Origin of the sequence: Sanguibacter sp. Leaf3 (genome assembly GCF_001425965.1) — a bacterium.
GTDB lineage: Bacteria > Actinomycetota > Actinomycetes > Actinomycetales > Cellulomonadaceae > Sanguibacter > Sanguibacter inulinus.
This window is the reverse complement of the sequence record NZ_LMRH01000003.1, coordinates 831,874-856,570: the sequence shown is the minus strand read 5'-3', so window position 1 is coordinate 856,570 and position 24,697 is coordinate 831,874. Positions and strand designations below refer to the sequence as shown.

Sequence of the window (24,697 nt, the reverse complement as noted above, 5' to 3'; positions counted from 1 at the left end):
GATCACCCGTCGCACGGCCCCGGTCACGAGCTCAGCGTCCTTCGCCGGCCCGGGCGGGCTGCGGGATCGCGTCCAGCAGCTCCATCGTGTAGCTGTCCTCGGGGAACCTGAGGACCTGGGCGGTGTTGCCCGACTCGACCACGCGGCCTGAGTTCAGCACCATGATCTGGTCGGTCACCAGACGCGCGGAGAGCAGGTCGTGCGTGATGTACAGCATCGAGACCCCGAAGGTGGCACGGAGGTCGTCGAGGAGCGCGAGCACCCCGGCGCGCAGCGACACGTCGAGCATGGAGACGGGCTCGTCCGCGATGATCACCTGCGGGTCGCAGGCCAGCGCGCGGGCGATGACCACACGCTGACGCTGCCCGCCCGAGAGCTGGTGGGGGAGCTTCGCCGCGAACTGCTCGACGGGCGTCAGACCCACGGTCTCGAGGAGCTCGAGCACGCGGGTGCGTGCCGCGGTCCCCTTGAGACCCGTGTAGTTCACGACGGGGCGCATGAGCGTGTACTCGACCGAGTGCAGCGGGTTGAGCGCCGAGTACGGGTCCTGGAACACCATCTGCACCTCGCGGCGCAGGTTCTTCAGACCGCCGCGGCGCAGCTTGTCGACACGGGCGTCACCGAAGTGCACCTCGCCCGAGGTCGGACGCTCGACGCCCGTGATGAGCTTGGCGAGGGTCGACTTGCCCGAGCCGCTCGCACCCACGAGGGCCATGGACTGACCGGGCTCGAGGGTGAAGGACACGTGGTCCACGGCCGTGACGGGGTCCTGGCCGCGACGCGGCGGCGGGTAGACCTTCGACACGTCGGAGACCACGACGGCCTTGTCGGCCACGCGGCCGGCACGACGACGCGAGCCCGAGGCTCCACCGGCTGTCGGCGCGGCGGCACCACCCTCGGTGGCACCGTGGGCCGGGGTCGCACCGTGCGCTGCGGCGACGCTGCTCGTGCCGGTGGTCTCGATCGACCCGCCACGGACGACGAGGCCCGGGACCTCGACGACCTCGGCGCGCGGGTCGGCGTAGTGGCTGAGCAGCATCTGCGTGTACTCGTGCTTCGGCGCCTGCAGGATCTGCTGCGAGGTGCCGTCCTCGACGATCACACCCTCGCTCATCACCATGACGCGCGACGTCGACTCGAGGACGATACCGAGGTCGTGGCTGATGAGCAGAGCCGTGAAGTTCTCGGTCTTCTGCAGGTCACGGATGGTGCCCATGACCGCGTGCTGCACGAGGACGTCGAGCGCCGTGGTCGGCTCGTCGAAGACCATGAGCTGCGGCTCGAGGGACAGCGCGAGCGCGATCGAGACGCGCTGGCGCATACCGCCCGAGAGCTCACCGGGGAAGCGGTCGAGGACCGTGCGCGGGAGCTCGACCTTCTCGACGAGCTCGTAGGCACGCTGCAGGCGCTTGGCCTTGGGGACGTGCCCGTGGGCCGCGAAGATGTCGCCGAAGTGCTTGCGGATCGAGCGCACGGGGTTGAGCGCGTTCATGCCCGACTGGAGCACCATCGCGAAGCCGCCCTGGCGCTGCGTGCGCAGCTCTTCCTCGGCCATGCCGGCGATGTCGCGGCCGTCGAAGAGGATCTTGCCCTCGGAGATGCGCGCGGGTGCCTTGGCGAGGCGGGTGACCGCGAAGCCGAGGGTCGACTTGCCCGACCCCGACTCCCCCACGAGGCCGACGAACTCGCCGCGCTCGAGGGAGAAGCTCGCGTTCTTGACCGCGTAGGTCGGCTCAGCGCCGCGCGGTTCGTAGACGACCGACAGGTCCTGGACCTCGAGGAGGCTCATCGTCCCGATCCTTCCCGTAGGCGGGGGTTGGACAGTCCGTCCACCCCGAAGTTGATGAGGGTGAGCGACGTGGCGAGCAGTGCGATGCACAGACCGGGTGCGAAGAGCAGCACCCACTGGCCGGTGAGCAGCGCGTTGGAGTTCGACGCCCAGAAGAGCATGGAGCCCCAGCTGACAGTCGTCGTGTCGCCGATGCCGAGGAACGACAGGCCCGACTCGGCGAGGATCGCCGAGGTGGCCGCGCCGAAGAAGCTGCCGGTGATGAGCGACGTCATGTTCGGGAGGATCTCGCGGAAGACGATGCGAGCCGCACCGTCACCCGAGAACTGCGCCGCGGTGATGAAGTCGCGTCCACGGATCGACTGGGTCTGGGACCGCAGCACGCGGGCACCATAGGCCCAGCCGGTGAGGACCACCACGAAGATGATCATCGTCATGCCGCCGTTCTGCAGGTACGCAGCGATGACGATCATGAGCGGCAGGCCCGGGATGACCAGCACGAGGTTGACGACGAAGTTGATGACGTCGGCGAGCGGTCCGCGGATGTAGCCCCACGAGAGCCCCACCACGACGGCGATGAGGGTCGAGAGGAATCCGGCGATGAAACCGACGAGCACCGAGATCCGTGCTCCGAAGACAACCTGCGAGAAGACGTCCTCACCGGCTGCGGTGGTGCCGAACCAGTGGCTGCCCGAGGGGCCCTGGTTGCGGCCGAAGCCGTTCTCACTCGCACCGTAGGGCGCGATGAGCGGCGCGAAGATCGCCATGAGGACGAAGAGCAGCAGCAGGACCACGCCGATGCGGGCCTTCTTGTTGCTCCAGATGGTCGAGGCGCCGCGGGACAGGACCTTCAGGGGCGAGGCCGGTCCGTGCGGGGTGGGCGCGACGGTGCTGTCACGCTCCAGCTCGTGAGGAGGTGTCGAGCCCGTGGGCTCCGGGAGGTTCGCTGCAACAGTCATCGGCGGGTCCTCGGATCCAAGAGTCCGTACAAGATGTCAACCAGGAAGTTCGCGAGCAGCACGCTGATCGTGATCATGAGGAACAGCGCCTGCATGAGCGGGAAGTCCTGGTTCGTGACCGCGTTGAACAGCAGGTAGCCGACACCGGGGTAGTTGAACACCTGCTCCACGAGCAGCGACCCACCGACCACACCACCGAGCGCCAGGCCGAAGCCCGTGAGGTTCGGGAGGATCGCGTTGCGGGCCGCGTACTTGATCGCGACGGTGCGGCTGCGCAGGCCGTTCGCCTCGGCGAAGGTCACGTAGTCGTCACCGAGGGTGTTGATCATGTTGTTGCGCATCCCGAGGATCCAGCCACCCAGAGAGGTGATGAGGATCGTCAGGGCGGGCAGCCACGCGTGACCGATCGCGTCGTTGATGAAGGCGAGGCTGAGGTTCGGCGTCGACTCGCGGCCGTAGGCCCCCGACGTCGGGAACCACTTGAGCTGGTACCCGAGGAAGAAGACGAGCAGCAGGGCGGTCCAGAAGTACGGGAACGCCGAGGTGAAGGTGCCACCGAGGGTGGGGAGGGTGTCGAGCCACGTCCCGCGCTTCCAGGCGGCGAGGACACCGAGCAGGGTCCCGACGATGAAGGCGATGATGGTCACGAGGCCGACCATGACGAGCGTCCAGGGGAGGGCGTTCATGATGAGCGTCGAGACGTTCTGCGGGAAGAACGTGTACGAGACCCCGAAGTCGAGGCGGAACACGTTGCCGAGGTACTGGATGTACTGCGACCAGGCGTCGCCGGTCGGGACGCCGAGCTGAGCCTCGATGGCTGCTCGGGTCGCGGGGTCCACGGGGCCGTTCTGCGCCAGCTTCGCGATGGCCGCGTCAGCCGGGGTGCCGGGCATGAGGCGCGGCAGCAGGAAGTTCAGCGTGATCGCGGCCCACGCAGTGAGGAGCAGCAAGCCAAGCTTGCGCAGGAGATACCACACGGGGTGCTCGCCTTCGTCGGGAGGTTGCGGGTACAGCACGGGCTGAGCGAGGTGCTCCGGGGGTGCGTCGCACCTCGCTCAGCCATGAGCGGTCTAGAGGTGAGACCGCTGACGTCGTGCAGAGACCAGGACGTCAGCGGTCTCGAGGGGTTAGGCCTCTCAGCCGTCAGCCTTCTTGATGGTGGTGAGGATGACGAGCGCCGATGCCGCGTAGGGCGTCGGGGTCATGTACGGGTTCTCCGCGCTGGGCCATCCGGTGAAGCTCTTGTCGGAGAAGAGGCCCCAGAGGCCTGCGTAGTAGACCGAGACGATCGGGACGTCGTTGTACATGACCTCCTGGAGCTCGCCGGCGATCTCCTTCTGGCGAGCCTCGTCGACGGTCGTGCGGAACTCGGTGAGGAGAGCGTCGACCTCAGGGTTGGAGTAGCGCTGGTAGTTCGAGGGAGCGGTCTCTCCGAGCGGACGGTTGAAGTCCGAGCTCAGGAGGTTGTAGTAGCCCTGGTAGACCGAGCCGTTGCCGCCGAAGGACGTCATCGCGACGTCGAAGTCGCCGTCCTGGACTGCCTTGAAGTACGCGGCCGGCTGCGGCTGGTTGACCTTCACGTCGATGCCGATGGCGGTGTACTGCTTCTGGATCTCCTGGACTGCGCGGAGCCAGTCGGTCCAGCCGTTCGGCGTGGTGATGGTCATCGTCGCCTGGTTGCCCTGCGCGTCGACGAGCTTGTCACCCTGCTTGGTGTAGCCGGCCTCGGCGAAGGCTGCCTCGGCGGCACCGGTGTCCTGGGTGACCATGCCCTCGTCGGGGATGGCGTCGGTGAGCCACTCCTCCTGCGTCGGGAGCAGCAGACCCTGCTGGCCCGCGGCACCCACGGTGCCCTCGGAGGCGTTCTCGGCGATGATGCCGCGCTCGAGAGCGAGCGACATGCCCCGACGGAAGTTGACGTCGTTGTAGGGCGCCTTGGTGAGGTTCGGCGCGATGCCGACGGTGCCACCGGCGGGGAACCAGTACTGGTTGCCCTCGTCGGCTGCGACCCAGGTGTTCTCCACGTCGGACATGAAGGCGTAGGCCCAGTCGTAGCCGTTGTTGACGACGTCGAGCTGCGAGTTCGCGGCGGGGAGGACGAGCTCTTCGGCGGCGACCTTGTCGGCCTGCCAGTAGTCCTCGTTCTTCTCCATCTTGTACTGGTTGGCGTTGAAGTCGCCCAGCACGTACGGGCCTGTGCCCACGGGGTTCTCGTTGGTGAAGGTGACCGGGTCGGCCTGGTCGGCCCAGACGTGCTCGGGGACGATCGGCACGGCGAGCACGATGATCGGCGCGGAGGAGTCCTCGGCCTTGAGGGTGAACGTGACGTCCTGACCCTCGGCGGTGACGGACTCGACGCGCGACCAGATGCCGGTCGTGTCGAGGGCCGGGAAGTCCTTGAGCATCGTGTAGGTGAACACGACGTCGTCGGCGGTGAAGTCCTCGCCGTCGCTCCACTTCACGCCCTCGCGGACGGTCGAGACGATCGTCTTCGCGTCAGGCTGGGTGAAGTCGGACTGGAGGAAGTTGGTCGACTTGCCGTCGAGCGCGTTCACGACCATGAGGGGCTCGTTGATGATGAGCGACATGTTGCGCTTCTCGATCACGAACGGGTTGAAGTTGCGCGTGAACGTCGGTGAGCCGTTGTCGGCAGCGAGCATGAGCGAGCTCGAGTTCGCCGTGCCGTTGCTGCTGGACTCAGGGGCCGCACAGGCGCTGAGGGCGAGGGCCGCTACGAGGCCCAGCCCGAGCGCGGAGGTCAGGCGCTTGCGCGTCCGACGGGTGCCATCGGTCATGGCTGTCTTCTCCTTCGTGTCTTCTTCGTCACGTCGACCGGGCGGTGCGCAGCTGTGCGGCTCGCGTCGGTGATCAATGCTGTCCTGAGCAATGTATGCGCATACATCGCGCTGTGCAAACCCTGGACGCGCGTCCCAGATGCGTGGGCGGGTGAGATGTGCGAAGACGGGCACAGCAGTACGCCACCGCCCGAGCCCGGACCTGGGCCGAAGGTCATGTCCTGTCGGTCAGACAGACTCGGGCGGCAGGCAGCCGCAGCTGCCGCGCAGCAGCACCTTGACCGGCAGCGTGCGGGTCTGCGGCGGGATCTGCGAGTCGCGGAGCCTGTGCAGGAGGGTGTCGACAGCCGCCCGGCCGAGGTCGCGCATCGGCTGGTACACCGTGGTCAGCCGAGGACGCGAGACCTCCGAGGCGTCGATCCCGTCGAAGCCCGTGACGATGACGTCCTCGGGGACCCGGCGCCCGGCCGAGGTCAGAGCGTCGAGGACGCCGAGCGCCGTCTGGTCGTTCGAGCACACCAGGGCGCGCGGCACCCGGCCCTCCGCGAGGAGACGGCGGCCGATCGACCGGCCCTGGGCCCGCGTGAAGTCACCCCGGGCGACAGGGGTCGCGGGCGCGGTCAGCCCGGCTGCTCGCAGCGCCTGGCAGAAACCCCGGAAGCGCGCGTCGTCGTCCGGGGAGTCGGCAGGTCCACCGACGAAGGCGAGGTCGGTCACGCCGTGCGCCTCGAGCACGTGAGAGGTCATCACGCGCATGCCCTCGGCGTTGTCTGTCGTGATGTGGTCGTACTCGTCGTCGGACCGCGGCCCGGCGAGGACCACGACGGGTACGCGCCGCGCGATGTGCGCGAGCTGCTTGTCCGGGATGGTGCGCGCGAGCGTGACGATCCCGTCGACCCGGCCGGCGAGGTTGTCGAAGATCTCTGACCCGCGGGAGCCACGTGCCACGGCGATGGTCACCGCCATGCCGTGCTGCCAGGCCTCGATCTCGGTGCCGAGCATGACCTCGGAGATGTAGAGGTGGTCGCCGAGCTCGACGTCTTCGGGCAGGTCGAGGACCGTGGACACCCGGCCGTCGGAGAACTCCACGGGGGCCAGACCAGACACCTCGTCGATCCCGTCGAAGTCGGGCAGGCACAGACCGATCGCGCCCGAGCGGCGGGCAGCGAGGCTGCGCGCGCTGCCGCTCGGCACGTACCCGAGGTCCAGGACGGCCGCGTTCACCCGGTCACGGGTGGCGTCTGCGACCTCGTGCGGCTTGCGCAGGACGCGAGACACCGTGGCGATGGACACCCCGGCCAGCTCGGCGACGTCGTAGACGGTAGGAACCTTCTGCATCAGACCATCCTTCGCGTCAACCAGAGATGGTACGGCACCCCAGGTCGCGACCCGCGGCGAAGGTCCCGGTCGGCGGGCTGGTCTGCGACCTGCGCGGGGCGCTCTCACCTGCACAGACGCCCTCGGGGCACTGCTCGGGCAGGCTCGTCCACCAGGCTCGTCTTGCAAGAGTTCGACCATGGGAGCACTCTGAGTTCGCACCGACGAAACCAGGAGGGTCTCCATGCAGGACAGCGGCACGACCGCGGTCGGCACCCCTCCGCGTCCACCCGGCAGCAGGTCAGGGCGGCGGCCCTCGATCCTGCGCCTGCTCGGTCCGGCCTTCGTCGCCGCGATCGCCTACGTCGACCCCGGGAACGTCGCGGCCAACGTCTCGGCCGGTGCGCAGCTCGGCTACCTGCTCGTCTGGGTGATCGTCGTCGCGAACGCGATGGCCGTCCTCGTGCAGTACCTGTCCGCCAAGCTCGGGCTCGTCACCGGCAGGTCCCTGCCCGAGGTGCTCGCCGAGCGGATGGGGCGCCGGGCCAGGCTCGCCTACTGGGGGCAGGCCGAGCTCGTCGCGGCCGCGACAGACCTCGCGGAGATCATCGGGGGCGCGATCGCCCTGCACCTGCTTTTTGGGCTGCCGCTCCTGCTCGGCGGGGCCGTCACGGGTGTGATCTCCATGCTCGTCCTGACCGTCCAGCAGCGCCGCGGGCAGCGCACCTTCGAGACCGTCATCACCTCGATGCTCGCGATCCTCGCCGTCGGGTTCTGCCTCGGGCTCGTCGTCGCACCGCCGTCGCTCACCGGCACCCTTGGCGGGCTCGTGCCGCGTTTCGAGGGGACGTCGTCGGTCCTCATCGCCGCCTCGATGCTCGGGGCGACAGTCATGCCGCACGCGATCTACCTGCACTCCTCCCTCGCCCGCGACCACCACGGCAGCGGCCACTCCCCCGCCGGGCTGCGCCGCCTGCTCGTCGCGACGCGCTGGGACGTGGCCCTCGCACTCCTGCTCGCCGGGACGGTGAACCTCGCGATGCTGCTGCTGGCCGCGTCGACGCTCGCCGGTCGGACCGGCGTCGACTCGATCGAGGGCGCGCACGCCGCGATCGAGGACGCCCTGGGGCCCGTGGTCGGCATCGCCTTCGCGGTCGCGCTGCTCGTGTCGGGGCTCGCGTCGACGTCGGTCGGCTCCTACGCCGGCGCCGAGATCATGCAGGGGCTGCTCAAGGTCCGGGTCCCGCTGCTCACCCGACGCCTCGTCACACTGGTCCCCGCGCTCGTCCTCCTCGCGACGAACCTCTCGCCGACCTGGTTGCTCGTGCTCAGCCAGGTGGTCCTGAGCTTCGGCATCCCCTTCGCGCTGGTCCCGCTCGTGCGGGTCACGAGCGACCGGGCACTCATGGGCGAGCACCGGAACGGGACGGCGACCCGCGTCGTGGCCTGGGGCGTGGCGCTGGCGATCGTCGCGCTCAACGTGGCGCTGCTGGCGCTGACGCTGTCGGGGGTGGGCTGAGGGGGCTCTGCGCGGCTCACGCTGTGGGGCTCGTGTCCGACGAGCTCGTCTCCGGGTGCTCGCAGACCGGGTAGCGCGCCTGAGGACGGCCCCCAGCAGGCTGCTCTCGTCTTTGGAAGCCTTTGCAAGTCCTCCGAGGGGCCTTAAGGTGGATTTACAAAACTTACCAAGGAGTGCAAACCGTGGCTCGCAATCCCTTCCGGCCGACAGCTGGCGCAACGCCACCCCAGCTCGTCGGACGGCACGACATCGTGGAAGAGCTCACAGAGTCCCTGGAAGACGGACCTGGAGCACCCGGGTTGCTGAGCCTCTTCACCGGACCTCGCGGGATCGGCAAGACGGTCATGCTCACCGAGGCCGGGGATGCGGCTCTGCGCCAAGGGTGGGTCACCCTCTCGGAGACCGCCACACCGGGGATGGTGATGCGCCTGAGCCATGCCACGACACGGGCGCTCGAAGACGTCGACCCCTCGGCCGCTCCCCGCCGCTCGATCACCGGCCTCACCCTGCCCGTGGTCGGCGGTGGGATCACCGTGTCAGCGCCACCCTCGACGGTCGTCGACTGGAGGTACGACCTCGGTAGGCTGCTCGATCCTCTCGAGGCCCGAGGGTCAGGTCTGCTGATCACGGTTGACGAGGTGCACTCGGCCGCCCGAGACGACCTGCGCGACCTCGCCGCCACGGTCCAGCACCTGGTCCGCGAGGGACGGACTATCGCCCTAGCCATGGCCGGGCTCCCTTCGTCCGTCTCGGACCTGCTCAACGACGACGTCCTCACATTCCTGCGCCGAGCCACCCGCTTCCACCTGGATGACGTCCCGCTCGATCACGTCGCAGACGCCCTGCGCGAGACCGTCATCGCGAACGGACGCACGATCGACGACGACGCACTGGCCGAGGCAGCCTCGGCGACGGGCGGGTACCCCTTCATGATCCAGCTCGTCGGCTACCACGTCTGGAGAAAGGCGACCGGAGACAGGATCACCTTTGCCGCGGCCCGAGCCGGCGTGCCAGCCGCACAGAAACGACTGGGTTCGCTGGTCCACGAGACTGCGCTCGCGGACCTCTCTGGTGTGGACCGTACGTACCTCCTCGCGATGGCCCACGACGAGGCTGAGTCCTCGACAGGCGAGATAGCACGTCGGCTGGGCGTGACCCCGTACTACGCGTCCACCTACCGCGCCCGACTCATCGCGGCGGGCGTCGTCGTACCCACTCGGCACGGGTTCGTCGACTTTGCCGTCCCTTACCTCCGGGAATACCTGCGGGAGCATGGCGCTCGGTACGAGATGGCAGGTCGCCGCACCGACGGGTCGTCCTGAGGCCACGGCGGTCAGACTGATGCCACAGCCAGGCATGCACTGAGCAAGGCGGCACGCACCAGGCCCTGACCGGTGACGCGATCCTCGCCAGGCCGGACATCCGTGCCCCCGTCAGCCCCTGTCGCCCCGGCCAGGGACTGGTTGTGCGTCGAGGGTCGCTGCGGCGACGGCGCAGGGGTCGGTCGTGCCGTCGACGTCTCGCACCGAGCCTGCGACGCGCAGGAGCATCTCGCGGAAGGCGGCCTGCTCGCCAGGGTCGAGGGCGCCGAGCACGCGCTCTTCGGCCGCAGCGACACGCGTGCAGGTCTCGGCGAGGCGGGTCAGCCCCAGCGGTGTCGCGACGATCTTGCGCTGGCGGCGGTCGGCAGGGTTGGGCTGGCGCTCGACCAGACCTTCGGCGACGAGGTCGTCGATGAGGTAGGTCATGACCGTGCGGTCGATGCCGAGGTGGACCGCGAGCGCCAGCTGGCTGGGCTGGTCACCGTGGACGACCTCCTGCATCACCTGGTAGCCGCGGTGGCGGTGCGGCAGACCGTCGAGCTCGGTTCCCACGACGGCCTCGTAGCCGCGGAGCAGCACACCGAGCGGCCAGCCGAGGCTGCGGTCCGTGGTGTCGACGGGTGCGGTGTCCATGACGCGATCCTACGAGCCACATGCTCTCTTGCTCAACTCATCTGAAGAGCATATCGTCTGTGTGTCAGACGATTACTTCCGGTGCGACAGCGAGGACCCATGACGGACTACGGCCACGACCTGCTCTTCGGGTCGTTCATCACGCCCACCAACGCCGACCCTGAGCAGGTCCTCGCTCTCACCTCCGCGTCCGAGGCAGCAGGGCTCGACCTCGCGACCTTCCAGGACCACCCGTACCAGCCGGGGTTCTTCGACACCTGGACGCTGCTGTCCTTCCTCGCGGCCCGCACCTCGACGATCCGGCTCACGGCCAACGTGCTCAACCTGCCGCTGCGACCACCGGCCGTCGTCGCCCGGGCGGCCGCGAGCCTCGACATCCTCAGCGGCGGACGCATCGAGCTCGGGCTCGGCGCGGGTGCGTTCTGGGACGCGATCGTCGCGATGGGCGGAGAGCGCCTGACTCCCGGCGAGAGCATCACGGCGCTCGGTGAGGCCATCGAGATCATCCGCGGGATCTGGGACACCGGCGACCACTCACGCCTGCGCGTCGACGGCACGCACCACAGGGTCGACGGGGCCAAGCGCGGGCCCGCGCCCGCTCACGACATGGGGATCTGGCTCGGCGCGTACAAGCCGCGCATCCTGCGGCTCACCGGGCGGGCAGCAGACGGCTGGCTGCCGTCGCTCGCCTACATGAAGAGCATCCAGGACCTCGTCGACGCGAACGAGATCATCGACGGGGCCGCGAGCGCCGCTGGCCGCCAGCCCGGCGACGTGCGGCGGCTGCTCAACATCACCGGTCGACTCACCTCGGCACCGAGCGAGCAGATGCTCGTCGGGCCTCCCGAGCAGTGGGTCGAGCAGCTCGCCGTGCTCACCCTCGAGCACGGGTTCAGCGGCTACGTCCTCGGCGGGGACGACCCGCGGGCGATCGCCGTCCTCGGTGAGGAGATCGCACCCGCGCTGCGGGAGATCGTCGCCGCAGAGCGTGGGTCGAGCCCAGAACCCAGGCGGCCTGAGCGTCCGGGCGACGCCAGGTAGGGGCCGGACGCCGACGAGCACGTGAGCGTCGTCGACCGTCCCGCTCCCCTCGCCCACACCGTCGCCTCGACCGCACCGCAGCCCTCGCAAGCACGCACGCACCGCCCGCACCGCACCGCACCGCACCGCACCGCACGAGAGAAGACCATGGACTACGCACACCCGCTGACCCTCGGCCTGCAGATCCCTGCCGGGCCCGGCGAGCCCGACCTCACGCTCGCCCTGCTCGCGGAGGAGGCCGGGTTCGATGTCGTCGTCACCCCCGCATCCCAGGACGGCGGGCTCGACGGCTGGACGGCACTCGCGTGGGTGGCCGGGGTGACCAGTCGTGTGTCCGTCTCCCCTGCCGGGATCGACGCGACGACGGGCCCTGCGACGGTCCTCGGCCGCGCGACGGCGAGCCTCGACCTGCTGTCGGGTGGCCGCGTCGACCTCACCCTGACCTCGCAGGACGAGGACGCCACAGTGCTCGAGGAGACCGTCGACGTGGTCCGGGGCATGTGGGCGACAGGGGCCGACGGCCCGCTCACCTACAGCGGCGAGCACCACGTCGTGCCCGGCACGCCTCGCGGTCCAGCCCCGGCGCACGCGGTCACGATCTGGGTCGCCGGCGCGTCGACGGCAGCCCTCGAGGTCGCGGGGCGCACAGGCGACGGGTGGAGCGTGCGCTGGGACGAGATCGCCCCGTCCGACCTCGCTGCTGCGTCCGCTGTGGTCGACCGCGCCGCGCTGGCTGCAGGCCGTGACCCGCGCGAGGTCCGCCGACGGATCGTGCTGCCCGCCGCAGCCGCTGGTGGGCACCCAGGATGGACCAGCCCCGAGGACGACGCTGCGGCAGACACCGTCCTCGCGCTGCGCGACCTGGTCGTCGGTCTCGGGTTCTCGACGCTCCTCGTCGAGACCGACGACGCGGCAGTCGTGTCTCACGCGGCCCAGGCCGTCGCCCCGGCGTTGCGCGGGGCCGTCGACGCGGCGCGGTCAGAGTCTGGCGTGGTGCCCGGCCTCGTCAGGCCCAGCCGCACGCGCGCCCAGCGCCACCCGGGCATCCGGTACGACGACGTCCCGGCGACGCTCGTCGAGATCGCCGTCGAGCCCGGCGACGCCGGCTACGGCGACGTCCGCTCGACCTACATGCGGGGTGGGTCACCAGGTCTCGTGCTGCGTCCCCGCACAGTCCCTGAGGTCGTCGACGCCCTGGCCTTTGCACAGTCGCACGACGTCCCGCTCGCAGTCCGCAGCGGCGGGCACGGCATCAGCGGACGGTCCACCAACCGAGGCGGGATCGTGATCGACCTCGGGCGCCTCGACCAGATCGAGGTCCTCGACCACGAGAGCCGTCGGGTGCGGCTGGGCCCGGGGGCTCGCTGGGGTGCCGTCGCGCGCGAGCTCGCACCGCTCGGCTGGGCCATCAGCTCGGGCGACTACGGCGGTGTGGGTGTCGGGGGTCTGGCGACCTCGGGAGGCATCGGCTATCTCGTCCGAGAGCACGGGCTCACCATCGACCACGTCCGCGCCGTCGAGATGGTGCTGGCCGACGGCCAGGTGGTCCGCGCGAGCGACACCGAGAACACCGACCTCTTCTGGGCCGTCCGGGGCGCCGGGCACAGCGTCGGCATCGTCACGTCCTTCGAGCTCGAGGCCGACGAGGTCGGCGAGATCGGCTTCGCGCAGCTGGTCTTCGACGCGACGGACACCGCCGAGGTCCTCGAGGCCTACGGGGCTGTCGTCGAGGCCTCGCCGCGCGACCTCACGGCCTTCCTCGTGATGGGGCGCCCACAGCCCGGGCAGCCGCCGCTCGCGCAGATCATGGCCGTCGTCGGGTCCCCCGACCCCGAGGTCATCGTCGACAGGCTCGAACCGCTCGCCCGGATCGCCCCGCTGCTCCAGCAGTCGGTCCGCCTCGCCACCTACGACCAGGTGGTCGCGCTCCCGGCACCCGGGCCCCACCAGGGGCAGGGCGAACCTGTCACGCGCTCTGCGCTGGCCGACCACATCACGCCCGAGCTCGCCCGAGCCGCCGCAGCGCTCGTCCGCAGCGGGCAGAGCTATTTCTTCCAGATCAGGTCTGTCGGTGGCGCCGTGGCCGACGTCCCCGCCGACGCGACCGCCTACGCGCACCGCGACGCCGGCTTCAGCCTGGTGGCCTTCGGGGCGAGCCGCGACAGGCTCGACGCCCGCTGGGACGCGATGGCCGAGCACTTCTCGGGGCTCTACACGAACTTCGAGACGGACCAGCGCCCCGAGCGCCTGCTCGACGCCTACCCGACCGAGACCCTCGCGAGGCTGCGGGAGGTCAAGCACCGCTACGACCCCACGGGCGTGTTCCAGGACAACTTCGCGCTCGGCACGCAGGAGGCCGCGGCCACCCACACCTGACGGGGACGGCATCAGCGCTGGCGAGTGCCGAGCGGCGGGCACCGGGTCGCGGGGGTGCGAGGGGTGAGGGGGTGAGGGGTGCGATCGGTGGATCGCGAGGTCTGCGAGGTCTCCTGTTGCGGGACGCCCGGGTCGGCGGTCGACTGGGGAGAGCACGTGATCTCGAACCGCGTCCCCCGGGGCGCACGGAAGGACGACCCATGAAGGCACTCGTGTACGACGCAGCATTCGACGTCTCGGTCAGAGAGGTCCCCGACGCGACGATCGAGCGCCCCACCGACGCCGTCGTCCGGATCACCTCGACCAACATCTGCGGATCAGACCTGCACATGTACGAGGGCCGCACCGACATGGAGCCGGGCCGGGTGCTCGGCCACGAGAACATGGGCATCGTCGAGGCCGTCGGCGACGGGGTGGACCGCATCAAGGTCGGCGACAGGGTCAGCCTGCCCTTCAACATCGCCTGCGGCTCCTGCGACCACTGCGTCCAGGGCAAGACGGCCTTCTGCCTGCGCGCCAACCAGGCCGGGACCGCTGGCGCGGCCTTCGGCTTCGCAGCGATGGGCGACTACGCGGGTGGTCAGGCCGAGCTGCTGCGGGTCCCATGGGCAGACTTCAACGCTCTCGTCCTGCCAGAGGGCACCGACAAAGAGCTCGACTACACGATGCTCTCCGACATCTTCCCGACGGGCTGGCACGGCGTCGAGCTCTCGCAGTTCGAGCCGGGCGACTCCGTCGCGGTGTGGGGTGCTGGCCCAGTCGGGCTCATGGCCGCGCACAGTGCCCGGATCCGCGGTGCTTCCGAGGTCTTCGTCGTCGACCAGCACGCCGACAGGCTCGCCCTCGCGGCGAGCATCGGTGCGACCCCCGTCGACTTCTCGGCAGGTGACCCCGTCGAGCAGATCATGGAGGCGACAGGCGGCCGGGGCGTCGACCGCGGTGTCGAGGCGATCGGCTACCAGGCCCACGACTCCTCGGGGACCGAAGACCCGACGCTCGCCCTCAACCAGCTCGTGGCCGTCGTCAAGGCGACCGGCGGGATCGGTGTGGTCGGCGTCTACCTGCCCCAGGACCCTGGTGCCAAAGACGACCTGGCCAAGGAGGGCAAGCTCGTCTTCGACTACGGCACGTTCTGGTTCAAGGGCCAGGGCATGCGCACAGGCCAGGCCAACGTCAAGGCCTACAACCGCCAGCTGCGTGACCTCATCACGAGCGGCGTCGCGACGCCGTCCTTCCTGGTGAGCCACGAGCTGGCCCTCGACGAGGCTCCGGCCGCGTACAAGAAGTTCGACTCCCGGGAGCACGGCTGGACGAAGGTCGTCCTGCACCCCGGAGAGCTCGCGACCGCGGGGTGACCCGCTGACCGCGCGATGACGCGCCGCTGACCTGCGGCGGGCGGGCGGTGGCGGCCGGGTCCGGGGAGGGCCGAGCCGCCGCCGGCCGTCAGGCCGCACACGACGGGCCCCGCTCCTTCGCAGGAGCGGGGCCCGTCGTCGGTCGTCGGCGCGGTGCTGGCAGACGACCTAGGACTCGCGGGGCCGTCAGGTCGGCGGCTGGACTGCGGATCCTCAGTGGACCGGGAGACCCGCCGGTGCGTTCTTCGGGCGACGCACGAGGAACGACGCGGCGACGGCGACGAGCGCGAGGCCGGCCCCGACGAGGAAGGCCGCGTGGATGCCCGAGGCGAGGGCGTCGACAGGAGCGAGCCCGTCCTCGACCCCGGAGGTGGTCTTCGTCGTCATGATCGCGACGAACAGCGCGGTCCCGGCCGCACCGGCCAGCTGCTGGAGCGTGTTGAGGACAGCGCTGCCGTGGGAGTAGAGCGCCTTGTCGAGGGACCCGAGGGCCGACGTCATGAGGGGCGTCATGACCAGCCCGAGCCCCATGCTCAGCACCACGTGGACCGCGACGACCAGCGGGCGCCCCGACGTCTCGTCGAGGAGCGTCATGCCGGCGAGCGCGAGGGCGACGACCATCGTCCCGGGGATGACGAGCGGGCGCGGTCCGACCTTGTCGAAGGCGCGGCCGACGAAGGGCGCGGTCAGACCCATGACGAGCCCACCGGGCAGCAGCATGAGGCCGGTCTGGAGGGTCGTGAGGCCCTGGACGTCCTGCAGGTAGATCGGCAGCAGGATGAGCGTGCCGAACAGCGCACCCATCGCGACGAGCAGCACGACGATGCCGACCACGAAGGACCGCTGCTTGAAGGGACGCAGGTCGAGCAGCGCGGAGTCTGTGCGCTGCAGCAGGAGCTGACGCCACACGAAGAGGGCGAGCGCGACGACCCCGACGGCGATCGGCACAGCGGGGTTGACCGGGGTGTGGCCGGACGCGGACTCGCCGATGCTGCTGAGCCCGTAGATGAGCCCGCCGAAGGCGAGGGCGGAGAGCACGATCGACACGAGGTCGAACTTCACGGCCTGCGGCGTGGTGATGTTCTTGACGAAGACCGCACCGAGGGCGAGGGCCACGAGCGCGATCGGCAGCACGATGAGGAACAGCCAGCGCCAGCTGAGCGTCGAGAGGATCAGCCCGGAGAAGGTCGGCCCCACGGCCGGGGCCACGGCGATGACGATGCTGATGAGGCCCATCGTGCGGCCGCGGCGCGACTCGGGCACGAAGGTGAGGACCGTCGTGATGAGAAGCGGGATCATGATCGCGGTGCCGCTCGCCTGGACCACACGGCCCACGAGCAGGACCGGGAAGCCGGGCGCGAGCGCCGCGAGCAGCGTCCCCGCGCTGAACAGGCTCATCGCGGCGATGAACACCGAGCGCGTCGAGAAGCGCTTGAGGATCAGCCCCGTGGTCGGGATGACCACGGCCATGGTCAGCAGGAAGCCTGTGGTGAGCCACTGGGCGGTCGAGGCCAAGACCGCGAGGTCGCCCATGAGCTGGGGCAGCGCCACACCCATGATCGTCTCGTTGAGGACGACCACGAAGGTCGCGACGAGCAGCAGACCGATGACGATCTTGATCTCGCGGGGCAGGGCGTCGTCCTGGGGGTCGGCAGTCTTCTGCACGGGGGTGCCGGTGTCGGCTGTCATGTGGGTGCCTTGTCGCCTGGGGTCGGTCGGTCGGTCGGCGCGCGGGCTGCCACGAGGCCGCCCGGCGCGGTCTGCGAGGTCGCGACTCCGTCGGGCGACTGCATCTGTGAAAGCAGCGTACGTCACCGGTGTCAGTGACTGTCAAGGGCGTCGGCTGCTATCGTCGTGCTCGTGACCACTGCGAGCAGGCTGCGAGACGTCTCCCGCGCGGCTGTGCGCTCGGAGATCGCCGAGGCGGCCGACGCGCTCTTCACAGCACAAGGATTCGACGCGACCACTGTCGACCAGATCGCCGCAGCCGTCGGCATGTCGCAGCGGACGTTCTTCAGGTACTTCCCGTCGAAGGAAGACGCTGCGCTCGACAGCTTCGAAGAGCAGACCGAGATGTTCATCGACAGGCTCGTCGCCCGCCCCCTCGACGAGGGCGAGTGGGACTCGCTGCGCGCGGTCTTCGACGTCGTCGTCGCCCAGTGCGCCGACGCGACTCTCGGCGGGCGCATCGCCTCCCTGCACGCGCTCCTCGGCTCGAGCCCGACGCTGCTCGCCGCCTACCTCGAGCGCAGCTCGGCCCTGCAGAAGCGCATGGTCCAGACCCTCCACGACAGGGCGTCCGAGCGCGGCGAGGGACCCGGGAGCGACGCTGTGCTGCAAGCCGTCGTCGGTTCGGCCTTCGCCTGCCTCGAGGCGGCGATCACCTGCTTCACGGACGGCTCGACGGAGGGGCCCGTGCTCGCCGGTAGGCTCGACGAGGTCATGACGGCGCTGCGCCCAGCGCGCTATCTCTGACCCGAGCGCACGTCGGCACGAGCCGGCACCCTCGGCGCCCGTCGGCACAGCACCCCAGGGAGACACCGTGAAGATCCTCGTCGTCGGAGCCGGTGCCACCGGCGGGTACTACGGAGGTCGTCTGGCCCAGGCCGGGCGTGACGTCACCTTCCTCGTGCGCGAGCGTCGCGCCGCGCAGCTGCGCGAGCGCGGTCTGCGGATCACCGGGCTCGGCGAGGACGAGACCGTCGAGCCGACTCTCGTCACGGCAGGGGAGATCGACGGCCCGTACGACCTCGTGATCCTCACCGTGAAGGCGACAGGTCTCGACGCGGCCCTCGACGACCTGGCCCCTGCCGTCGGACCCGGCACCGTGCTGCTGCCCGTCCTCAACGGGATGGCGCACCTCGACGCGCTCGACGCCCGGTTCCCCGACGCCCAGGTGCTCGGCGGGGTCGTGCGCATCCTCGCGACGCTCACCGACGACGGAGACGTCCAGATCATGGCCCCGCTCGCCCAGGTCCGCACGGGCCCGCGGAGCGACAGGTCGACCCCGTCGCTCGACGCGGCGCTGGAGACCCTCGACGTCCCGGGGGTCGAGGTGCAGCGGGTGCCCGACGTCGTGGCCACCATGTGGCACAAGTGGGTGTTCATCGTCGCGGCCGGGGCCGTCACGGGCCTGGCCCGCGGACCCGTGGGACCGATCGTCGACTCCCCCGGCGGGTCGGACTTCGTCCGCGACGTCCTCGCCGAGGTGACCGCCGTCGCCGAGGCCGCCGGCTACCCGGTGCCCGAGCGGGAGACCGCGACCTCGCTCGCGATGCTCACCGAGCCCGGGTCCCCCTTCACGTCGTCCCTCTACCGCGACCTCGTGGCGGGGCGGGCGACCGAGGCCGAGCACCTGCTCGGTGACCTCACGCGCCGCGCCCGCGACCTCGGGGTCCCGACACCTCTCGTCGACCTGGCCCTGCTCCAGATGCGCGTCGCGGAGAAGCAGCGGGCCTGAGGCGGGGGCGACCGCCGCTCAGACCGGTTCGGTGCTCCCGACCCACGCGACCGCGAGCGCGTCTGCGCCCTCGTCGGTGAGGTGCACACCGTCGTCTGCGTAGCGGGCGAAACCTGAGACCGGGGTGTCCCCGCGAGAGTTCACGGCGAGCTCGTTGAGCAGCCCGTCAGCAGCAATGAGCGTCGCGCCGTACTCGGCGGCGAGCCGTCGCACGACGGCGATGCGCGGGTCGAGGTCGGCGCGCCACGCCCACTGCTCGGGGGTGACGGGGAGCACGAAGGGCTCGATGAGCAGCAGCTGGGCGGCGGTCTCCGCGACGAGCCTGTCGAGGATGTGGCGGTAGTCGGCCTCGTAGGCCTCGGTCGTCGTCACCTCGCCGCTGTCCATCGCGCGCCAGGTGTCGTTGATGCCGATCATCACGGTGACGACGTCGGGAGCGACGTCGATCGCGTCACGGGTCCAGCGGGCCCGCAGGTCTGCGACGCGGTTGCCGCCGATCCCCTTGTTGACCACGGTCACCGGGTGGTCCGGGTGCACGACGGCCCAGAGGTCTGCGGCGCGCTGGACGTAGCCGTGCCCGAGCGACCCTGTCGAGTCGTCGCGCCCCCACTCGGTGATCGAGTCTCCGATGAACAGGACTGTAGAACCGGCCTTGATCGACAGCGTCATGTCACGTCCTCGTGCGTCTGCGGTGGTGGGGTGGGGGCTCTGCGCCCCTCCGGCAGGGTATCGCCGCAGGCGCGGGCGATGGACCAACTCTGGTCCGCGCGTCGCGCATCGACCGTCGACCAGCCGCCCTGGTGGCGTACTGCGGTGAGGACGAGACGCACGAGACACAGCCGATAAGTTGTGCACAACTTATCTGGGTCGTAGTGTCGAGACATGACCACGCAGCCGATCCCCTCCGACCCCGGTCTGCTGCTCGACGCCCAGCTCTGCTTCCGCCTGTACCGCAGCGAGCGCGCCGTCCTCGCGACGTACCGCGAGCTGCTCGCAGACCTCGGCGTCACGTACCCGCAGTACCTCGTGCTGCTCGTGCTGTGGGAGACCGACGGCGCGACCGTGTCGCACCTCGGGTCTCGTCTCGCGCTCGAGAGCGGCACGCTCTCACCGCTGCTGCGCCGCATGGAGACCGCAGGGCTGGTGCTCCGCGAGCGCTCGGGCGACGACGAGCGTGTGGTCCACGTGCGCCTGACCGACGCGGGCCGCGCCCTCCAGGCCCGGGCCCACCGCGTGCCCCACGACCTCGCACGGCGTGGCGGTCTCGACACCGCCGAGACCCTCGAGCTCGCCCGCCTGCTCGACAGGCTGTGCAGAAACCTCGGCGCACCCGGGCCGACCGTCGACACCGCGATCGACGAAGCCTTCGGGTCACCCCTGAACCCTCAACCCGCCAGCGCCCGCACACCGGGCGCACCGACAGATGGAGATCGCTCATGAACACGCTCTACTCCGCCGAAGCCCTCGCGACCGGCGACGGCCGCAACGGCCACGTCGCCACCCCCGACGGCCGCCTCGACATGGGCCTCGCCATCCCCAAGGAGATGGGTGGCTCCGGCGACGGCGCCAACCCCGAGCAGCTCTTCGCCGCCGGGTACTCCGCGTGCTTCCACTCGGCTCTGCAGTCGGCAGCCCGCGAGGCCAAGGTGAAGATCACCGGCTCGAGCGTCGGCGCCCGCGTCAACATCGGCCCGCTCGACAACGGCGGCTTCGGTCTCTCGGTCGCCCTCGAGGTCGTCATCCCCGACGTCCCGCACGACGAGGCCCAGGCCCTCGCGGACCGCGCCCACCAGATCTGCCCCTACTCGAACGCGACCCGCGGCAACATCGAGGTCACGGTCTCCGTCGTCGAGGACTGATCTTCAGCGCGACGCACAGCACGCAGCGGCACACGCCGTGCCCGTCTCCTCGGGGCACGGCGCGCTCAGCCGCCAGACGCCGACGGCGCCCGTCCCCAGGTGGGGCGGGCGCCGTCGGCGTCTGCGGGCAGGACTCAGACCAGGTCGCGGACCGCTGCGTACTGCTCGCGGACGACCGGGGTGGCCGGGGCGTCGTAGACCTCGGAGGCACCCGACGCGCTGGTCCACTCCGGGGGCCCCTGCGCCCCAGAGAGCACCCATGCGGCCTGGCGCGCAGCACCGTCGGCCACGTACTCCCCAGGCTCGGGCACCTCGACGGGGACGCCGAACACCTGCGGCGCGATCTCCCGCACGGCCTGCGACCGCGCTCCCCCGCCGATGAGCACCACACGGCTCGCGACGGCTCCCTGCGCCACGAGGGCGTCGAGACCGTCGGCCAGCCCGCACAGCATCCCCTCGACCGACGCCCGCGCGAGGTGCGCAGGAGTCATGGTGCCGAGCCTCAGACCGTGCAGCGTCCCCGTCGCGTCGGGGCGGTTCGGCGTGCGCTCGCCCTCGAGGTAGGGGACGAGCACGAGCCCGTCGGCCCCGGCCGGAGCAGACAGCGCGAGGCTGGAGAGCTCCGCGTGGTCGACGCCGAGCACCCGAGCCGCACCGTCGAGCACGCGGCTCGCGTTGAGCGTGCAGGCGAGCGGCAGGAACGCCCCTGTCGCGTCAGAGAAGCCAGCGACGAGCCCCGAACCGTCGGCTGAGGGCTCGACAGCGATCGCCGAGACCACGCCCGACGTCCCGATCGACACGGCGACGTCCCCCGCGACCATCCCGAGACCGAGGGCTGCTGCGGCGTTGTCACCGGCTCCTGGCCCGAGGACCAGGTCGCCCTCCGCGCCGTCACGCTCGACGACAGCCGCGCGCTCCGCAGGCCCGAGGACCCTGGGCAGCGAGACCCGCTCCGAGGCTCCCTCACCGAGGGCGAGGTCGAAGAGCTCGGGCAGGTACTCCCCCGTGCTCCCCGAGAAGTAGCCGGTGCCTGACGCGTCCGACCGGTCCGTGGTGATCGCCGAGAGGTCACGGGCGCCCCCCGGCACACCGCCAGCCCCGGAGATCTGCCACGTCAACCAGTCGTGCGGCAGGCACACGGCCGCCACCCGGGCTGCGTTCTCGGGTTCCGCACCGGCGAGCCAGCGCAGCTTGGTCACCGTGAGCGACGCGACGGGCACCGTGCCGATCGCGTCGGCCCACGCCTGCTCGCCCGAGCCGCCGCGCCGCTCACCGAGCTCGGCGACCAGATCGGTCGCCGCCGCGGCAGAGCGGGTGTCGTTCCACAGGAGCGCAGGACGGACGACCTCTCCGTCGGCGTCGAGCACGACCATGCCGTGCTGCTGCCCGCCGACCGAGAGCGCCGACACGTCGTCGAGCCCGCCGGCGGCCTCGACGGCCTCGAGGTATGCCTCCCACCAGGCAGAGGGGTGCACCTCGGTGCCGTCGGGGTGGCGCGCCGAGCCGGACCTGACGAGCTCACCGGTCTGGGCGTCACGGATGACGACCTTGCAGGACTGGGTCGACGAGTCGACACCCGCCACCAGCACACGGCCCGCGGCACCCTCGGCGGCCGAGGAGCCTCGACCGACGGCACCGCTCGACGACACGTCGACCATCAGCCGATGAGGTGGCGCAGGGCCAGCTGGTTGAGGCGCACGAAGCCGAAGTCGCGCTCAGCGGCGGCCTCAGGGTCGAAGTCCTCGAAGGCCGAGCGGTCCGCGAGGAGCTCGTCGACGGTCTCGCCGGGGTTGAGCGTCGGCGTCGCGAGCTCGAAGATGCCGGCGGTCTTGAAGGCCTCCTGCACCTCGGGGTCGGCGCGGTACGCGGCCGACTTCTTGGCGAGCATCTCGTACATCTCCATGTTGGCCGACGCCGAGTCCCAGACCCCGGCCTCGACCTCGGTGCGCGAGGGCTTGTAGTCGAAGTGGCGCGGGCCCGTGTAGCGCGGGGCGTCCGGGCTGCCCGGGAAGCCGTTCTCGACGAGGTCGACGGTGAAGAACGCCGACAGCAGGTCGCCGTGGCCGAAGACGAGGTCCTGGTCGAACTTGATCGAGCGCTGCCCGTTGAGGTCGATGTGGAACAGCTTGTCCGACCACAGCGCCTGCGCGAGGCCGTGCGTGTAGTTGAGGCCGGCCATCTGCTCGTGGCCCGTCTCCGGGTTGAGGCCGACGATGTCGCCGTGCTCGAGCTGGGCGATGAACCCGAGGGCGTGGCCGATGGTCGGCAGGAAGATGTCGCCGCGGGGCTCGTTGGGCTTGGGCTCGAGCGCGATGCGCATGTCGTAGCCCTTCTCCTTGATGTACCCGGCGACGAGGTCGATGCCCTCGCGGTAGCGCTCGAGCGCTGCGTGCAGGTCCTTGGCACCGTCGTACTCGGAACCCTCGCGACCACCCCACATGACGAAGGTCTTGGCGCCGAGCTCGGCGGTGAGGTCGATGTTGCGCAGCACCTTGCGGAGCGCGAAGCGGCGCACGGAGCGGTCGTTCGACGTGAAGCCGCCGTCCTTGAACACCGGGTGGCCGAACAGGTTCGTCGTGACCATCTCGATGGTCATGCCGCTCTCCTCGGCGGCCGTCTTGACCTCGCCGAGCAGACGGTCGCGCGTGGCGTCGTCCGAGCCGAAGGGGACGACGTCGTCGTCGTGGAAGGTGAAGCCCCAGGCGCCGAGCTCGGCGAGCTTGCGCACAGCGCGGGCCGGGTCGAGGTGCGGGCGGGACGCCGAGCCGAACTGGTCCTGGGCGTTCCAGCCGACGGTCCAGAGGCCGAAGGAGTAGTTGATGCCAGATGCGTGCGCCATGGGAGGTCTCCTCGTCGAGAGTTCGCACCGCCGGGCCGCGACGTCGCGGCAGGCGGATTAGTTGTATGGATGAACTTATCCCCGTCCGGCGGTAGGGTCAACCCATGATCGTGACCCCGGCCGTCGGGCAGCACTCGCTGCGCGAGCAGAACATCGCGCTCGTCGCCCGCGTTGTGGTCGACGCCGCGGCACCTCCGTCGCGCTCCGACATCGCCACCTCGACAGGACTGACCCGGGCCACTGTGTCCTCGCTGGTCGACCGTCTCGTCGAGGCCCGCATCGTCGCCGAGCTGCCGCCGGTCGCGTCACGACGCGCGGGACGCCCGGCGGTCCCGCTCGTGCCCGCGCGCGGCACGCTCGTCGGCATCGGTCTCGAGATCAACGTCGGCCACCTCGCAGGGGTGGTCCTCGACCTCGCCGGCGACACCCTCGCGAGCGAGACGCTGCACGGCGACTTCCACGGGAGCGACCCCGCCGCCACGCTCGCCCTCCTCGGAGCCCTCACCGGACGGCTGCTGGAGACAGCCCGGGCAGACCACGCCTCGCTGCGCGTCGCCGGCGTGCAGGTCGCGGTCCCCGGGCTCGTCGAGCCCGGGACGTCGACCCTGCGCGTCGCCCCGAACCTCGGCTGGGCCGACCTCGAGGTCGACACGTCCGCTGTCGCCGAGCACACCGGTGACGCCCTCGTCACGCTCAGCAACGAGGCCAACCTCGCCGCCCTCGCCCAGGTCCCCTGGCAGGGCCGTCACGTCGACGTCCCCGACTCCTTCCTCTACGTCTCGGCCGACGTCGGCATCGGGGCGGCGATCGTCCTCGACCGCGAGCTCTTCGTCGGCGGGCGCGGCTGGAGCGGCGAGCTCGGGCACGTCGTCGTCGACCCGGCCGGGCCGCTCTGCCCCTGCGGGGCGACGGGATGCCTCGAGCAGTACGCCGGGACAGATGCCGTGCTGCGGGCCGCCGGTCTGCCGCGCGACGCGGGCGTGCGGTCGCTGCTCGCTCCTGCTCGACGAGCGTCGGACGCCGACCACCCCGACGACGGACACGACGGACCGGAGCTCGATCTCCCACGGGCTCCTCGGGCGGCGCCCGCGAGCGCAGCGTCCGCCGCAGCTCTCGACCGCGCCGGCCACGCCCTCGGCGCGACCCTCGCCGACTTCGTCAACCTCATCGACGTCCCGGCGATCGTCCTCGGCGGGGCTTACTCCGACCTCGCCGACCACCTCGCCCCGATCGTCCACGCCGAGCTCGCGACGCGGGTGCTGTCCGCGCCGTGGTCGACCTTCAGCGTCGTCCGTGCGCCCGTCGCCGGGGCCGCCGCGACAGTCGGCGGCGCACGTCAGGTGCTGCGCGGCGTGGTCGAGGACCCGACCGCCTGGCTCTGACACCCGGGCCCGGCGCTCAGCGCTCGGGACCGGGTGATGGCACCTGCCGTC

Annotated in this window: 19 protein-coding genes and 1 pseudogene; 10 read left to right on the top strand and 10 right to left on the bottom strand. The window is 70.6% G+C overall.

All coding sequences use genetic code 11. The features are described 5' to 3' along the window. Positions 1 to 31 precede the first annotated feature (31 nt). The 5 genes from ASG53_RS17180 to ASG53_RS17160 all read right to left on the bottom strand — a co-directional run bounded on the left by ASG53_RS17180 (position 32) and on the right by ASG53_RS17160 (position 6,881). Positions 32 to 1,789, bottom strand: coding sequence for an ABC transporter ATP-binding protein (locus tag ASG53_RS17180; RefSeq protein ID WP_056136176.1), 1,758 nt, complete (start codon positions 1,787 to 1,789; stop codon positions 32 to 34). Continuing rightward, a complete protein-coding gene (locus tag ASG53_RS17175) occupies positions 1,786 to 2,748 on the bottom strand; it encodes an ABC transporter permease (RefSeq protein ID WP_056136174.1) in 963 nt (320 codons plus the stop codon). The genes ASG53_RS17180 and ASG53_RS17175 overlap by 4 nt, the downstream gene beginning before the upstream one ends. Further along, positions 2,745 to 3,725 (bottom strand): ABC transporter permease, encoded by a 981-nt coding sequence (locus tag ASG53_RS17170; RefSeq protein ID WP_056136493.1) that lies wholly within the window; start codon positions 3,723 to 3,725, stop codon positions 2,745 to 2,747. The genes ASG53_RS17175 and ASG53_RS17170 overlap by 4 nt, the downstream gene beginning before the upstream one ends. A 159-nt stretch (positions 3,726 to 3,884) precedes the next feature. Next, on the bottom strand, positions 3,885 to 5,543 hold the full coding sequence (locus ASG53_RS17165) for an ABC transporter substrate-binding protein (RefSeq protein WP_056136172.1): 1,659 nt from the start codon (positions 5,541 to 5,543) through the stop codon (positions 3,885 to 3,887). Positions 5,544 to 5,771: 228 nt separating this feature from the next. Continuing rightward, positions 5,772 to 6,881 carry a LacI family DNA-binding transcriptional regulator gene (locus ASG53_RS17160; protein ID WP_056136170.1) on the bottom strand — a complete coding sequence of 370 codons (1,110 nt, stop codon included), beginning with the start codon at positions 6,879 to 6,881 and terminating at the stop codon, positions 5,772 to 5,774. Between the two features lie 223 nt (positions 6,882 to 7,104). Between ASG53_RS17160 and ASG53_RS17155 the strand changes: the two genes are divergently transcribed. Together ASG53_RS17155 and ASG53_RS17150 are read left to right on the top strand one after the other, a co-directional pair. Continuing rightward, the gene (locus tag ASG53_RS17155) at positions 7,105 to 8,379 is read left to right on the top strand and encodes an Nramp family divalent metal transporter (protein ID WP_056136168.1); all 1,275 of its coding nucleotides are present in this window, start codon (positions 7,105 to 7,107) and stop codon (positions 8,377 to 8,379) included. Between the two features lie 182 nt (positions 8,380 to 8,561). Further along, positions 8,562 to 9,701 carry an ATP-binding protein gene (locus ASG53_RS17150; RefSeq protein WP_056136166.1) on the top strand — a complete coding sequence of 380 codons (1,140 nt, stop codon included), beginning with the start codon at positions 8,562 to 8,564 and terminating at the stop codon, positions 9,699 to 9,701. Between the two features lie 111 nt (positions 9,702 to 9,812). Here the strand turns inward: ASG53_RS17150 and ASG53_RS17145 are convergent, their stop codons facing one another. Continuing rightward, a complete protein-coding gene (locus tag ASG53_RS17145) occupies positions 9,813 to 10,334 on the bottom strand; it encodes a MarR family winged helix-turn-helix transcriptional regulator (RefSeq protein ID WP_056136164.1) in 522 nt (173 codons plus the stop codon). A 99-nt stretch (positions 10,335 to 10,433) separates the two neighbouring features. On the opposite strand from ASG53_RS17145, the gene ASG53_RS17140 reads away from it, so the two are divergent. The 3 genes and pseudogenes from ASG53_RS17140 to ASG53_RS17130 all read left to right on the top strand — a co-directional run. Beyond that, positions 10,434 to 11,375, top strand: coding sequence for an LLM class flavin-dependent oxidoreductase (locus tag ASG53_RS17140; RefSeq protein WP_056136162.1), 942 nt, complete (start codon positions 10,434 to 10,436; stop codon positions 11,373 to 11,375). 147 nt (positions 11,376 to 11,522) lie between these two features. Then, positions 11,523 to 13,751, top strand: coding sequence for an LLM class flavin-dependent oxidoreductase (locus tag ASG53_RS17135; protein WP_056136491.1), 2,229 nt, complete (start codon positions 11,523 to 11,525; stop codon positions 13,749 to 13,751). A gap of 200 nt (positions 13,752 to 13,951) precedes the next feature. Continuing rightward, positions 13,952 to 14,704 (top strand): annotated as a pseudogene (locus tag ASG53_RS17130) (alcohol dehydrogenase catalytic domain-containing protein); the annotation flags it as partial. A gap of 615 nt (positions 14,705 to 15,319) precedes the next feature. On the opposite strand, the gene ASG53_RS17125 reads toward ASG53_RS17130, so the two are convergent. After that, on the bottom strand, positions 15,320 to 16,795 hold the full coding sequence (locus tag ASG53_RS17125; protein WP_056136159.1) for an MDR family MFS transporter: 1,476 nt from the start codon (positions 16,793 to 16,795) through the stop codon (positions 15,320 to 15,322). A gap of 171 nt (positions 16,796 to 16,966) precedes the next feature. Between ASG53_RS17125 and ASG53_RS17120 the strand changes: the two genes are divergently transcribed. Together ASG53_RS17120 and ASG53_RS17115 are read left to right on the top strand one after the other, a co-directional pair. Then, positions 16,967 to 17,581 (top strand): TetR family transcriptional regulator, encoded by a 615-nt coding sequence (locus tag ASG53_RS17120; protein WP_162246168.1) that lies wholly within the window; start codon positions 16,967 to 16,969, stop codon positions 17,579 to 17,581. Positions 17,582 to 17,648: 67 nt separating this feature from the next. Beyond that, positions 17,649 to 18,566, top strand: coding sequence for a ketopantoate reductase family protein (locus ASG53_RS17115; RefSeq protein WP_056136154.1), 918 nt, complete (start codon positions 17,649 to 17,651; stop codon positions 18,564 to 18,566). Positions 18,567 to 18,584: 18 nt separating this feature from the next. Here the strand turns inward: ASG53_RS17115 and ASG53_RS17110 are convergent, their stop codons facing one another. Next, positions 18,585 to 19,235, bottom strand: a complete 651-nt coding sequence (locus ASG53_RS17110; RefSeq protein ID WP_056136152.1) for an SGNH/GDSL hydrolase family protein — start codon at positions 19,233 to 19,235, stop codon at positions 18,585 to 18,587. A 213-nt stretch (positions 19,236 to 19,448) separates the two neighbouring features. Between ASG53_RS17110 and ASG53_RS20645 the strand changes: the two genes are divergently transcribed. Both ASG53_RS20645 and ASG53_RS17100 read left to right on the top strand, forming a co-directional pair. Then, positions 19,449 to 20,006 carry a MarR family winged helix-turn-helix transcriptional regulator gene (locus ASG53_RS20645; RefSeq protein WP_056136150.1) on the top strand — a complete coding sequence of 186 codons (558 nt, stop codon included), beginning with the start codon at positions 19,449 to 19,451 and terminating at the stop codon, positions 20,004 to 20,006. Then, positions 20,003 to 20,425 carry an organic hydroperoxide resistance protein gene (locus ASG53_RS17100; RefSeq protein ID WP_056136148.1) on the top strand — a complete coding sequence of 141 codons (423 nt, stop codon included), beginning with the start codon at positions 20,003 to 20,005 and terminating at the stop codon, positions 20,423 to 20,425. The genes ASG53_RS20645 and ASG53_RS17100 overlap by 4 nt, the downstream gene beginning before the upstream one ends. A gap of 134 nt (positions 20,426 to 20,559) precedes the next feature. Here ASG53_RS17100 and ASG53_RS17095 read toward each other — a convergent pair whose 3' ends face one another. Together ASG53_RS17095 and xylA are read right to left on the bottom strand one after the other, a co-directional pair. Continuing rightward, positions 20,560 to 22,083, bottom strand: a complete 1,524-nt coding sequence (locus tag ASG53_RS17095) for a xylulokinase (RefSeq protein WP_235533980.1) — start codon at positions 22,081 to 22,083, stop codon at positions 20,560 to 20,562. Beyond that, positions 22,083 to 23,264 carry a xylose isomerase gene (gene xylA, locus ASG53_RS17090; RefSeq protein WP_056136145.1) on the bottom strand — a complete coding sequence of 394 codons (1,182 nt, stop codon included), beginning with the start codon at positions 23,262 to 23,264 and terminating at the stop codon, positions 22,083 to 22,085. Before xylA ends, ASG53_RS17095 begins: the two co-directional genes overlap by 1 nt. A gap of 104 nt (positions 23,265 to 23,368) precedes the next feature. Between xylA and ASG53_RS17085 the strand changes: the two genes are divergently transcribed. Further along, positions 23,369 to 24,646, top strand: coding sequence for an ROK family transcriptional regulator (locus tag ASG53_RS17085; RefSeq protein WP_056136143.1), 1,278 nt, complete (start codon positions 23,369 to 23,371; stop codon positions 24,644 to 24,646). Positions 24,647 to 24,697: the final 51 nt, after the last annotated feature.

Bases quoted from the DNA above. Each gene is read 5' to 3' on its own strand.
- ASG53_RS17125 (WP_056136159.1), bottom strand. From the start codon at position 16,795: ATGACAGCCGACACCGGCACCCCCGTGCAGAAGACTGCCGACCCCCAG.
- ASG53_RS17145 (WP_056136164.1), bottom strand. From the start codon at position 10,334: ATGGACACCGCACCCGTCGACACCACGGACCGCAGCCTCGGCTGGCCG.
- ASG53_RS17100 (WP_056136148.1), top strand. From the start codon at position 20,003: ATGAACACGCTCTACTCCGCCGAAGCCCTCGCGACCGGCGACGGCCGC.
- ASG53_RS17155 (WP_056136168.1), top strand. From the start codon at position 7,105: ATGCAGGACAGCGGCACGACCGCGGTCGGCACCCCTCCGCGTCCACCC.
- ASG53_RS17180 (WP_056136176.1), bottom strand. From the start codon at position 1,789: ATGAGCCTCCTCGAGGTCCAGGACCTGTCGGTCGTCTACGAACCGCGC.
- ASG53_RS17095 (WP_235533980.1), bottom strand. From the start codon at position 22,083: ATGGTCGACGTGTCGTCGAGCGGTGCCGTCGGTCGAGGCTCCTCGGCC.
- ASG53_RS17110 (WP_056136152.1), bottom strand. From the start codon at position 19,235: ATGACGCTGTCGATCAAGGCCGGTTCTACAGTCCTGTTCATCGGAGAC.
- ASG53_RS17175 (WP_056136174.1), bottom strand. From the start codon at position 2,748: ATGACTGTTGCAGCGAACCTCCCGGAGCCCACGGGCTCGACACCTCCT.
- ASG53_RS17085 (WP_056136143.1), top strand. From the start codon at position 23,369: ATGATCGTGACCCCGGCCGTCGGGCAGCACTCGCTGCGCGAGCAGAAC.
- ASG53_RS17135 (WP_056136491.1), top strand. From the start codon at position 11,523: ATGGACTACGCACACCCGCTGACCCTCGGCCTGCAGATCCCTGCCGGG.
- xylA (WP_056136145.1), bottom strand. From the start codon at position 23,264: ATGGCGCACGCATCTGGCATCAACTACTCCTTCGGCCTCTGGACCGTC.
- ASG53_RS17165 (WP_056136172.1), bottom strand. From the start codon at position 5,543: ATGACCGATGGCACCCGTCGGACGCGCAAGCGCCTGACCTCCGCGCTC.
- ASG53_RS17160 (WP_056136170.1), bottom strand. From the start codon at position 6,881: ATGCAGAAGGTTCCTACCGTCTACGACGTCGCCGAGCTGGCCGGGGTG.
- ASG53_RS17140 (WP_056136162.1), top strand. From the start codon at position 10,434: ATGACGGACTACGGCCACGACCTGCTCTTCGGGTCGTTCATCACGCCC.
- ASG53_RS20645 (WP_056136150.1), top strand. From the start codon at position 19,449: ATGACCACGCAGCCGATCCCCTCCGACCCCGGTCTGCTGCTCGACGCC.